Annotated in this window: 7 protein-coding genes; 5 read left to right on the top strand and 2 right to left on the bottom strand. The window is 62.1% G+C overall.

What is annotated here, in order from left to right; genetic code table 11:
- The first annotated feature begins 10 nt into the window (after nucleotides 1-10).
- From BFQ00_RS23110 to hemE, 4 genes are all read left to right on the top strand, one after another.
- Nucleotides 11-1,585, top strand: coding sequence for an SPOR domain-containing protein (locus tag BFQ00_RS23110; RefSeq protein WP_065934870.1), 1,575 nt, complete (start codon nucleotides 11-13; stop codon nucleotides 1,583-1,585).
- A gap of 350 nt (nucleotides 1,586-1,935) precedes the next feature.
- Nucleotides 1,936-6,381, top strand: a complete 4,446-nt coding sequence (gltB, locus tag BFQ00_RS23105) for a glutamate synthase large subunit (RefSeq protein ID WP_065934869.1) — start codon at nucleotides 1,936-1,938, stop codon at nucleotides 6,379-6,381.
- Between the two features lie 32 nt (nucleotides 6,382-6,413).
- A complete protein-coding gene (locus BFQ00_RS23100; protein ID WP_065892113.1) occupies nucleotides 6,414-7,832 on the top strand; it encodes an FAD-dependent oxidoreductase in 1,419 nt (472 codons plus the stop codon).
- 242 nt (nucleotides 7,833-8,074) lie between these two features.
- On the top strand, nucleotides 8,075-9,142 hold the full coding sequence (gene hemE, locus BFQ00_RS23095) for a uroporphyrinogen decarboxylase (RefSeq protein ID WP_065934868.1): 1,068 nt from the start codon (nucleotides 8,075-8,077) through the stop codon (nucleotides 9,140-9,142).
- 122 nt (nucleotides 9,143-9,264) lie between these two features.
- Here hemE and BFQ00_RS23090 read toward each other — a convergent pair whose 3' ends face one another.
- Nucleotides 9,265-10,476 (bottom strand): MFS transporter, encoded by a 1,212-nt coding sequence (locus tag BFQ00_RS23090; RefSeq protein ID WP_371914207.1) that lies wholly within the window; start codon nucleotides 10,474-10,476, stop codon nucleotides 9,265-9,267.
- A gap of 181 nt (nucleotides 10,477-10,657) precedes the next feature.
- Here BFQ00_RS23090 and BFQ00_RS23085 point away from each other — a divergent pair, with 181 nt between their 5' ends.
- On the top strand, nucleotides 10,658-11,551 hold the full coding sequence (locus BFQ00_RS23085; protein ID WP_065934866.1) for a LysR family transcriptional regulator: 894 nt from the start codon (nucleotides 10,658-10,660) through the stop codon (nucleotides 11,549-11,551).
- Nucleotides 11,552-11,983: 432 nt separating this feature from the next.
- Here the strand turns inward: BFQ00_RS23085 and BFQ00_RS23080 are convergent, their stop codons facing one another.
- A complete protein-coding gene (locus BFQ00_RS23080) occupies nucleotides 11,984-12,379 on the bottom strand; it encodes a hypothetical protein (protein ID WP_065883094.1) in 396 nt (131 codons plus the stop codon).
- Nucleotides 12,380-12,391 lie beyond the last annotated feature (12 nt).

The raw sequence follows: 12,391 nt of genomic DNA, 5'->3' as shown, positions 1-12,391 counted from the left end.
TAAGATCGCGATGACTAGTTTGCATGCCGACGAGGCGTTCCTCGGCCATTATCACTTGAGCCACGACCCTTTCGCTCCACGGGTGCCTGGTTTCAAATTCTTCCCTGCCCAGCGCAAGCCGGTACTGGGGCAATTGCACCACCTCGCGCGCTACAGCCAGTTGCTGCTGGTGGTCACGGGGCCGTTGGGCAGCGGCAAGACATTGCTGCGCCAGGCGCTGGTCGCCAGCACCAACAAGCAATCGGTGCAGAGCGTCGTGGTCTCGGCCCGTGGCGCCGGTGATGCGGCGGGCGTGCTGCGCCAGGTGGCGCAGGCGCTGGACGTCGCCAACGCCGAGCCGAACGCGATCCTCAAGCAGGTGGTGCAGTTGGGCCTGACCGGCCAGGAAGTCTACCTGCTGGTGGATGACGCCGAGCAACTCGATGAATCCGCCCTCGAAGCATTGCTGGCGCTGGCGGCGGGTACGCCGGAAGGTCGTCCCCATGTGTTCCTGTTCGGTGAGTCGTCGCTGATCGCCGATCTGGAACAGATCAGCGGTGAGCAAGAGCTGTTTCACGTCATCGAATTGCAGCCCTACGAAGAAGAAGAGACCCGCGAATACCTGGCTCAGCGCCTCGAAGGTGCGGGGGCCGGTATCGAACTTTTCTCCGCTGCGCAGATCTCTGATATTCACGAAAGCTCCGATGGCTGGCCTGGCAACATCAATCAGGTTGCCCGCGATGCAATGATCGAAGCCATGATTGCCAGCCGCTCTGCGGTCAAGCGTCCAAAGATGGGGTTCACTATGCCTAAGAAGCACGTATTGGCTATTTCCGCCGTTGTCGTGGTCGCCGTTGCCGCCGCCTGGTTGATTCCAGGCCGCAGCAAGGCGCCGACCACCGCTGGCGCGCCAACCGAACAGGCGCAGTTGCCACTGGGCAAGCCCACGCCAAATGTCGAATTCGCCAACTCCGGCCAACCGACCAACCTGCCGATGGTCGGCCAACCGGTCATGCGCGGCCCGCTGGCCGAGGAAGCCGGTGGCATCTCCGAAGGCGACGACGGCGTGCCGGTGGAAGGCTCCAGCGCCACGCCGCCAACCGTGACGACCACCGCGCCGCCTGCGGGCGTACCGGCAGGCACGCCAGCCACCCCAGTGGCCCCCGCCACCCAGGTTGCGCCGGCCGCCAAGCCGACGCCGGCGCCGACGGTGGCCACGGCCAAGCCTGCACCGGTTGCCAAACCGGCTCCGGCTCCGGCGCCAGCGGCCAAGCCTGCTGAAAAGCCTGCCGCCACCGTCGCCAAGGCCGGTGCCGCCGGCAGCAGTTGGTACAGCAGCCAGCCCACCGGCAACTTCGTGGTGCAGATCCTCGGCACCAGCTCCGAGGCCAACGCCCAGGCGTTCGTCAAAGAGCAGGGCGGCCAGTACCGGTATTTCAAGAAAGTGCTCAACGGCAAGCCTCTCTACGTGATCACCTACGGCAGCTTCCCAAGCCGCGCCGCAGCCGATTCTGCCATCAAAGCCTTGCCAGCGAAGGTTCAGGCTGGTAAACCTTGGCCTCGAACTGTCGCCAGCGTTCAACAAGAACTCGCGACAACTCGCTGAAGATCCGGCGGCCTTACCCAGGCCGCCCTCCCAGCACCTCAAAAAAACGACAACAGCGTGCAGCCCTGAAGGCCGCGCGCTTTGTGGTGTCTGCGTCACGGTAGCTTTTGAGTCGTAGCGGTCAGAATTAAAAAAGTTTTGACTAGCACAGCATATCGCTTTAAACCTTTCATAAATGCGACATAGATTTGCGACATTTCGTCGCTAAATTTGTGAGCGTCTGTGTCGGTGTGTACAATGACCTCCCTTTTGCCCCCGCTAAGCCGGCGTACGTTCGGCGTGGAAGGTAACCGGTTGAATTGAAAAGAAATTTGCCTCGATAGAAGAGGCAGCCTGGTGAGAAAGTGTCTATGAAAGCAGGTCTGTACCAACCCGATGAATTCAAGGATAACTGCGGTTTCGGCCTGATAGCCCACATGCAGGGCGAGCCCAGTCATACCCTTTTACAAACGGCCATCGAGGCCCTGACCTGCATGACCCACCGCGGTGGGATCAACGCCGACGGCAAGACCGGTGACGGTTGCGGCTTGCTGATTCAAAAGCCCAACCAGTTCCTGCGCGCCGTTGCCAAAGAGCATTTCGCTGTCGACCTGCCCAAGCAATACGCGGTGGGCATGGTGTTCTTCAACCAGGACCCGGTCAAAGCCGAAGCTGCTCGCGAGAACATGAACCGCGAGATCGTCGCCGCCGGCCTGCAACTGATCGGCTGGCGCAAAGTGCCGATCGACACCAGCGTGCTCGGCCGCCTGGCCAACGAGCGCCTGCCGCAGATCGAACAGGTGTTCATCGCAGGCGACGGCCTGAGCGACCAGGACATGGCGATCAAGCTGTTCACCTCGCGTCGTCGTTCGTCGGTGCTCAACGCCGCCGACACCGACCACTACATCTGCAGCTTTTCCCACAAGACCATCATTTACAAAGGCCTGATGATGCCGGCGGACCTCACCGCCTTCTATCCGGACCTGAGCGACGAGCGCCTGCAAACCGCGATCTGCGTGTTCCACCAGCGCTTTTCCACCAACACCCTGCCGAAATGGCCGCTGGCCCAGCCGTTCCGCTTCCTCGCCCACAACGGCGAGATCAACACCATCACCGGCAACCGCAACTGGGCCGTGGCCCGTCGCACCAAGTTCGCCAACGATCTGATGGACCTCGAAGAGCTCGGCCCGCTGGTCAACCGCGTGGGTTCGGACTCCTCGAGCATGGACAACATGCTCGAGTTGATGGTCACCGGCGGCATCGACCTGTTCCGTGGCGTGCGCATGATCATTCCGCCTGCGTGGCAGAACGTCGAGACCATGGACCCGGACCTGCGGGCGTTCTACGAATACAACTCGATGCACATGGAGCCGTGGGACGGCCCGGCCGGCGTGGTCATGACCGACGGCCGCTACGCGGTGTGCCTGCTCGACCGTAACGGTCTGCGCCCGGCGCGCTGGGTCACCACCACCAACGGCTTTATCACCCTGGCCTCGGAAATCGGCGTGTGGGACTACAAGCCGGAAGACGTCATCGCCAAAGGCCGCGTGGGCCCTGGCCAGATCCTCGCCGTGGACACCGAAACCGGGCAGATCCTCGACACTGACGCCATCGACAACCGTTTGAAGTCCCGTCACCCGTACAAGCAATGGCTGCGCAAGAACGCCCTGCGCATCCAGGCGACCATGGAAGACAACGACCACGGTTCGGCTTTCTACGACGTCGATCAGCTCAAGCAATACATGAAGATGTACCAGGTCACGTTCGAAGAGCGCGACCAGGTGCTGCGCCCGCTCGGTGAGCAAGGCTACGAGGCCGTCGGCTCCATGGGCGACGACACGCCGATGGCCGTGCTGTCCCAGCGCGTGCGCACGCCGTACGACTACTTCCGCCAGCAATTCGCCCAGGTGACCAACCCACCGATCGACCCGCTGCGCGAAGCCATCGTGATGTCGCTGGAAGTGTGCCTCGGTGCCGAGCGCAACATCTTCCAGGAATCGCCGGAGCACGCTTCCCGTGTGATCCTCAGCTCGCCGGTGGTTTCCCCGGCCAAGTGGCGCTCGCTGATGACCCTGGAACGTCCAGGCTTCGACCGCCAGATCATCGACCTGAACTACGACGAGAGCCTCGGCCTTGAAGCCGCTGTGCGCAACGTCGCCGACCAGGCCGAAGAAGCCGTGCGCGCCGGTCGTACCCAGATCGTGCTGACCGACCGGCATATCGCGCCGGGCAAGTTGCCGATCCACGCATCCGTGGCCACCGGCGCTGTGCATCACCGCCTGACCGAGAAAGGCCTGCGCTGCGACTCCAACATCCTCGTCGAAACTGCCACTGCCCGCGACCCGCACCACTTCGCGGTGTTGATCGGCTTCGGCGCCTCGGCTGTGTACCCGTTCCTCGCGTACGAAGTGTTGGGCGACCTGATCCGTACCGGTGAAGTGCTGGGCGACCTCTACGAGGTGTTCAAGAACTACCGCAAGGGCATCACCAAAGGCCTGCTGAAGATCCTGTCGAAGATGGGCATCTCCACCGTCACCTCGTATCGCGGCGCCCAGTTGTTCGAAGCCATCGGTCTCTCCGAAGAAGTCTGTGAGTTGAGCTTCCGTGGCGTGCCGAGCCGCATCAAGGGTGCGCGTTTCGTCGATATCGAAGCCGAACAGAAAGCCCTGGCGGCTGAAGCCTGGAGCGCGCGCAAGCCGATCCAGCAAGGCGGCCTGCTCAAGTTCGTGCACGGTGGCGAATACCACGCCTACAACCCGGACGTGGTCAGCACCCTGCAAGCCGCCGTGCAGCAGGGCGACTACGCCAAGTTCAAGCTCTACACAGCGCTGGTGGATAACCGCCCGGTGTCGATGATCCGCGACCTGTTCAAGGTGAAGACCCTGGACACGCCGATGGACATCGCCGAAGTCGAACCGCTGGAATCTATCCTCAAGCGCTTCGACTCCGCCGGTATTTCCCTGGGCGCCTTGTCGCCCGAGGCCCACGAAGCCCTGGCCGAAGCCATGAACCGCCTGGGTGCGCGTTCCAACTCCGGCGAAGGCGGTGAAGACCCGGCGCGCTACGGCACGCTCAAAAGCTCGAAAATCAAGCAGGTGGCAACCGGCCGGTTCGGTGTGACCCCGGAATACCTGGTCAACGCCGAAGTGCTGCAGATCAAGGTGGCCCAGGGCGCCAAGCCGGGGGAGGGCGGGCAACTGCCGGGCGGTAAGGTCAACGGCCTCATCGCCAAGCTGCGCTATGCAGTGCCGGGTGTGACGCTGATTTCGCCGCCACCGCACCACGACATCTACTCGATTGAAGACTTGTCGCAGCTGATTTTCGACTTGAAACAAGTCAACCCGCAGGCGCTGGTCTCGGTGAAACTGGTGGCGGAAGCCGGGGTCGGCACCATCGCCGCCGGTGTGGCCAAGGCCTATGCCGACCTGATCACCATCTCCGGCTATGACGGCGGCACCGGTGCTTCGCCGTTGACCTCGATCAAGTACGCCGGTGCGCCGTGGGAGCTGGGCCTGGCCGAAACCCATCAGACCCTGCGCGGCAACGACCTGCGCGGCAAAGTGCGGGTACAGACCGACGGCGGCCTGAAAACCGGCCTCGACGTGATCAAGGCCGCGATCCTCGGCGCCGAAAGCTTCGGCTTCGGTACTGCGCCGATGATTGCCCTGGGCTGCAAATACCTGCGCATCTGCCACCTGAACAACTGCGCCACCGGCGTGGCGACTCAGAACGAAAAGCTGCGCAAGGATCACTACATCGGCACCGTCGACATGGTGGTGAACTTCTTCACCTACGTCGCCGAAGAAACCCGTGAGTGGCTGGCCAAGCTCGGCGTGCGTTCGCTGGAAGAACTGATCGGGCGTACCGACCTGCTCGAAGTGCTCGAAGGCCAGACCGCCAAGCAACAACATTTGGACCTGACGCCGCTGTTGGGCAGCGATCACATCCCGGCCGACAAGCCACAATTCTGCCAGGTGGACCGCAACCCACCGTTCGACAAAGGCCTGTTGGCCGAGAAAATGGTCGAAATGGCCGGCTCCTCGATCAACGACGCCAGCGGTGGCGAATTCGCCCTGGATATCTGCAACTGCGACCGTTCCATCGGCGCGCGCATCTCCGGTGAAATCGCGCGCAAGCACGGCAACCAGGGCATGGCGAAAGCGCCGATCACCTTCCGCTTCAAGGGCACCGCTGGCCAGAGTTTTGGTGTGTGGAACGCCGGCGGCCTGCATATGTATCTCGAAGGCGACGCCAACGACTACGTGGGCAAGGGCATGACCGGTGGCAAGCTGGTGATCGTTCCGCCTGAAGGCAGCGTCTACAAGAGCCAGGACAGTGCCATCATCGGCAACACCTGCCTGTACGGCGCCACCGGTGGCAAGTTGTTCGCCGCCGGCACCGCCGGTGAGCGTTTCGCCGTGCGTAACTCCGGGGCCCATACGGTTGTGGAAGGCACCGGCGATCACTGCTGCGAGTACATGACCGGGGGCTTTGTCGCGGTACTGGGCAAGACCGGTTACAACTTCGGCTCAGGCATGACCGGCGGTTTCGCCTACGTGCTCGACCAGGACAATACCTTCGTCGACAAGGTCAACCACGAGTTGGTCGAGATCCAGCGGATCAGCGGCGAAGCCATGGAATCCTACCGGAACCACTTGCAGCACGTGCTGGACGAGTATGTCGAGGAGACCGGCAGCGAATGGGGTCGCAATCTCGCCGAAAACCTCGATGATTACCTGCGTCGTTTCTGGCTGGTCAAGCCCAAGGCTGCCAACCTGAAATCGTTGCTTTCCAGCATCCGTGCCAACCCGCAGTGATATGCGCCTGAAGAGTTTGATGAGGTTTTAACATGGCTGAACGTCTGAATAACGACTTCCAGTTCATCGATGTCGGGCGCAAAGATCCGAAGAAGAAACTGTTGCGTCAACGCAAGAAAGAGTTCGTGGAAATCTACGAACCCTTCAAACCCCAGCACTCGGCCGACCAGGCCCACCGCTGCCTGGGGTGCGGTAACCCGTATTGCGAATGGAAGTGCCCGGTGCACAACTTCATTCCCAACTGGCTGAAATTGGTCGCCGAGGGCAACATCCTCGCCGCCGCCGAGCTGTCGCACCAGACCAACACCCTGCCGGAAGTCTGCGGCAGGGTGTGCCCGCAGGATCGTCTGTGCGAGGGTGCGTGCACCCTCAACGACGGCTTCGGCGCGGTGACCATCGGTTCGGTGGAGAAGTACATCACCGACACCGCGTTCGCCATGGGCTGGCGCCCGGACATGTCCAAGGTCAAGCCGACCGGCAAGCGTGTCGCGATCATTGGCGCGGGCCCGGCGGGCCTGGGCTGTGCCGACGTGCTGGTACGTGGCGGTGTGACCCCGGTGGTGTTCGACAAGAACCCGGAAATCGGCGGCCTGCTGACCTTCGGCATCCCCGAGTTCAAGCTGGAAAAGACCGTGTTGAGCAATCGCCGCGAAGTCTTCACCGGCATGGGCATCGAGTTCCGCCTGAACACCGAGATCGGCAAAGACATCACCATGGAGCAACTGCTCGCCGAATACGATGCCGTGTTCATGGGCATGGGCACCTACACCTACATGAAGGGCGGCTTTGCCGGTGAGGATTTGCCGGGCGTGTACGACGCGCTGGATTTCCTGATCGCCAACGTCAACCGCAACCTGGGCTTTGAAAAGTCGCCGGAAGATTTCGTCGACATGAAAGGCAAGAAGGTCGTGGTGCTCGGCGGTGGCGACACCGCGATGGACTGCAACCGTACCTCGATCCGCCAGGGCGCCAAGTCGGTGACCTGTGCTTATCGTCGCGACGAAGCCAACATGCCCGGTTCGCGCAAAGAGGTGAAGAACGCCAAGGAAGAAGGTGTGAGATTCCTCTATAACCGCCAGCCGATCGCCATCGTCGGTGAAGACCGCGTCGAAGGTGTGAAGGTGGTCGAGACCCGTCTTGGCGAACCGGATGCCCGTGGCCGTCGCAGCCCCGAGCCGATCCCGGGTTCCGAAGAGATCATCCCGGCCGACGCCGTGGTCATCGCCTTCGGATTCCGCCCAAGCCCGGCGCCGTGGTTCGAGCAGTTCGCGATCCAGACCGACAGCCAGGGCCGTGTCGTCGCCCCGGAGCAGGGCCAGTACAAGCACCAGACCAGCAACCCGAAAATCTTCGCCGGTGGCGACATGGTGCGCGGCTCTGATTTGGTGGTAACGGCGATCTTCGAAGGCCGCAATGCCGCCGAAGGGATCCTGGACTACCTGCAGGTCTGACCCCGATCCCAGGTTGAAATGGGATCAAAATGTGGGAGGGGGCTTGCCCCCGATAGCGCTGCATCAGTCACCAGATTCACTGACTGACCCACCGCCATCGGGAGCAAGCCCCCTCCCACAGTTGTTTTGCAGCGCTTTCAAGTCCGCGACAAATTGACCCGATAGACAAAAGGCACGGCACATACCGTGCCTTTTGCGTCGCGCTCTGAGAAAATGCCCGCACTTTTTTTGCGGATGCCGACATGACTGCCCTCAAGAACGACCGTTTCCTTCGTGCCCTGCTCAAGCAACCCGTAGACGTCACGCCCGTATGGATGATGCGCCAGGCCGGTCGCTACCTGCCGGAGTACCGCGCCAGTCGCGCCCACGCCGGCGACTTCATGAGCCTGTGCATGAATCCTGCGTTCGCCTGCGAAGTCACGATGCAGCCGCTGGACCGCTACCCACAACTGGACGCGGCCATTCTCTTTTCCGACATCCTGACCATTCCCGACGCCATGGGCCAAGGCCTGTACTTCGAGACGGGGGAAGGCCCACGCTTCAGGAAGGTCATCAGCACCCTGGCCGATATCGAAGCCCTGCCGATCCCGGACCCGCACAAAGACCTCGGCTACGTGATGGACGCTGTGAGCACCATCCGCCGCGAACTCAATGGCCGCGTGCCGCTGATCGGCTTCTCCGGCAGCCCCTGGACCCTGGCCACCTACATGGTCGAAGGCGGCTCGTCGAAAGACTTCCGCAAGACCAAGGCCATGCTCTACGACAACCCGCACGCCATGCACCTGCTGCTGGACAAGCTGGCGCAGTCGGTCACCGCGTACCTCAATGGCCAGATCATGGCCGGCGCGCAAGCGGTGCAGATCTTTGACACCTGGGGCGGCAACCTCTCGGCGGCGGCCTACCAGGAGTTCTCCCTGGCCTACATGCGCAAGATCGTCAGCGGCCTGATCCGCGAACACGAAGGCCGCAAGGTGCCGGTGATCCTGTTCACCAAGGGTGGCGGCCTGTGGCTGGAAAGTATCGCCGATGCAGGCGCCGACGCGTTGGGCCTGGACTGGACCTGCGACATTGGCGAAGCCCGCCGTCGCGTTGGCGGTCAAGTTGCACTGCAAGGCAACATGGACCCCACCGTGCTGTACGCCAAGCCGGAAGCGATCCGCACCGAAGTCAGCCGCATCCTTGCCAGCTACGGCAAGGGCACCGGTCACGTGTTCAACCTCGGCCATGGCATCACCCCGGAAGTGAACCCGGAGCACGCGGGTGCCTTCCTGCGCGCGGTGCATGAACTGTCGGCGCAATACCACGAATAAAACACAGAGCAAAAATGTGGGAGGGGGCTTGCCCCCGATAGCAGAGTGTCAGTCACCAGATTCATTGACTGGATCACCGCTATCGGGGGCAAGCCCCCTCCCACATTAAAAGCCAGAAACCTTCAGACCTGCGCCAACGGCGGCAACTTCGCCAGCTTCAACGCCACCAGCAACGCGCCAATCAGCAGCGCGACGATAAACCCGCCAATCCCGTTCCATCCGCCCAAGTGCCAGAAGAACCCGCCCGCCGTCCCGGCAATGCTTGACCCTGCGTAATAGCAAAACAGATACAGCGACGACGCTTGTCCCTTGGCCTTCACCGCACGCCGCCCGATCCAGCTGCTGGCTACCGAATGGGCGCCGAAGAAGCCGAAGGTAAAGATCAGCATGCCCGGCACCACCAGCCATAGCGGGGTGAACAGCGTCAGGGCCATGCCGGCGAGCATCAGCACAATGGTGGCCCACAGCACGCGACGGCGGCCCAGGCGGTCGGCCAGAGAACCGATTTTCGCCGAGCTGTAGATGCCTGACAGATACACCAGCGACAGCAGGCCGACCACGGCCTGGCTGAGGTCATACGGGTCGGCCAGCAGGCGATAGCCGATGTAGTTGAACAGGGTCACAAACGCGCCCATCAGCAGGAACGCTTCCAGGAACAACCACGGCAGGCCCGCGTCCTTGAAGTGCATCACGAAGCCATCAAGCAGGTTGCGCGGCTTGAGGCTGCTGGCGCGGAAGTTGCGCGATGGCGGGAGTATCTTCCAGAACACCGTCGCGGCGATCAGCGCCAGGCCGCCGATGATCAGCATGGCGGTGTGCCAACTGACGAAGTCGATCAATACACCGATGATCAGCCGCCCGCTCATGCCGCCAATCGCATTGCCGCCGATGTACAGGCCCATGGCCAGGCCGATGTGCTGCGGGTGGATCTCTTCGCTCAGGTAGGTCATGGCCACGGCGGCCAGGCCACTCAAGGACAAGCCCACCAGCGCACGCATGAGCAGGATACCCTCCCAGCTCGGCATCAAGCCGCTGGCGATGGTTGCCAGCGCTGCGCAGAACAGCGCGGCGACCATCACCGGTTTGCGTCCCAGCCTGTCGGAAATCGGCCCGGTGATCAGCAGGCCGAAGGCAAGCATCGCCGTGGCGACCGACAAAATCAGGCTGCTTTGCGCGGCATTGATGGAAAATTCGTGGGACAGCGCCGGCATCATCGGCTGTACGCAATACAACAGGGCAAAGGTGGCAAACCCGCCGGAGAACAGCGCCAGCACCGTGCGCATGAACATCGGCGTGCCTTTTTCGATGTACTCGTCATTGAGCTGCGCCACCACGTCATCGAGGGCTGAAGGCGGGGTGTGTTGGGCAAGTGGAGCAACAGCAGGATTCACGGGGGACCTCGGGGAGGAAAGTCTGCCAGGACTGACAATGGGAAAAAGAATATAGCTGGCTAATGATTCTTTCCAATATATTGTTCGACCTGTTTGATAGGTTCTACGACCTAATGAGGTGTGCATGGAATTACGTCATCTGCGGTACTTCATTGCCGTCGCCGAAGAACTGCATTTTGGCCGCGCCGCGCAGGTGCTGGGCATCTCGCAACCGCCACTGAGCCAGCAGATCCAGGCATTGGAGCAAGAGGTGGGGGCGCGGTTGTTTGAGCGGACCAATCGTCGGGTCGAGCTGAGCGAAGCGGGACGCCTGTTTCTGCACGAGGCGCGCCTGGTGCTGACGCAGGTGGATAAAGCGGCGGACGTCGCGCGACGGGCGCAGATGGGAGAGCTGGGAGAGCTGAAAATCGGATTCACTTCGTCGGCGCCATTCAACGCCAGCATCCCGCAGGCGATCTTTGCGTTTCGCCAAGCCTTTCCAGCCGTGCACTTGAGCCTGCAGGAAATGAGCAGCACCGAGGTGGCCGAGTCGCTGGTGGATGAATCGATCCAGGTCGGGCTGATGCGGCCTTTGCCGTTGCCCGAATCACTGTGTGTGGTCGAGCTGATGCGCGAGCCCCTGGTGGCGGTACTGAACGCCGGGCACCCGTTGGCGCAGGGCAGCGAGCGCAGCTTGCACCTGGCGCAATTGGCAGAAGAACTGTTCGTGTTTTTCCCGCGCACCTACGGCAGCGGTCTCTATGCGCAACTGCTCAGCCTGTGCCGTGACGCCGGCTTCAGCCCGCATGTCGCCCAGGAGGCGGGGGAGGCGATGACCATCATCGGTCTGGTGGCGGCGGGATTGGGCGTATCGGTGCTGCCGGCGTCCTATCAACGGATACGGATCGATGGCGTGGTGTATCGCACGTTGCTGGACCCGGAAGCGGTGACCGCGGTATGGCTGGTGCAGCGCAAGGGTGCGCAGACGCCGATGGCGAGAGCGTTTGTGGAATTGTTGACGCGTAGGGCGGTGGCGTAGGTATGTTCACACCCGATCGTTCCCACGCTCCGCGTGGTAATGCATCCCGTGACGCTCCGCGTCACCCAGGTGAAGGCTGGAGCCATGCACTCGCGGCGGGACGCAGAGCGTCCCAGGCGGCGTTACCACGTGGAGCGTGGGAACGATCCAACTTACAAAATTGCAGAGCTTACCCATGACCAGTTTATGGCGATAAAAGCGGCGGTGCGCAGTGCACTCGGCTTGCGATAAAGCAGTCTCTGGATGGACGGCGTTTTGCCACTGATTGCAGGCAACCTGTTTTCAGGCATACTGGCCGAGTTCCCGAAAGGGGCTTGTGAGACTCTGAGGATCCTGGGCAACCAGCCATCGCAGAGCCAGGCAGGAAGCGGCGATGACAAGCCAACCTGTTTGTGAAGAGGGCGCCGAAAGGCGCCCTTTGTCGTTTCTGGCTTACTGCATCCCCGCCGAGCGCAGCCCTGCCAGAATGTCCCGATCCAGCATGCTCACCCAACGGTTGTAGTTGCGATGGATCTTGCCGTCCTTGTAGCCCAGTTCGCGGCTGTCGCGGTAGCTGATGGCGTAGCTGTTGCGGGTGTAGCGGATGTCGATGGCGGCATAGAACTGGCCGCGCACGGTGATGTCGGCCTGCACCAACTGCGGGCTCAGGCGTTGTACCGTCCACTCGCGTTTTTGCAGGGCGGCGACGATCACCTGTTTCATTTTTTCTTCGCTGAGCTGGGGCGTGGCCGGCAGCTCGTGCTGGGTGTTGAGCACCGGTTTGCTGGTGCAACCGGCGGTGGTCAACAGGGCCAGGGCGATCAGGGTGGCGCGTAGCAGGGAAGACATTCCGTTTTCTCC

The organism is Pseudomonas sp. 28 E 9 (genome assembly GCF_900004785.1).
In the GTDB taxonomy this organism is placed as follows: domain Bacteria; phylum Pseudomonadota; class Gammaproteobacteria; order Pseudomonadales; family Pseudomonadaceae; genus Aquipseudomonas; species Aquipseudomonas orientalis_A.
The sequence above is the reverse complement of the archived record's forward strand: the minus strand, read 5'-3'. Positions and strand labels throughout refer to the sequence as shown.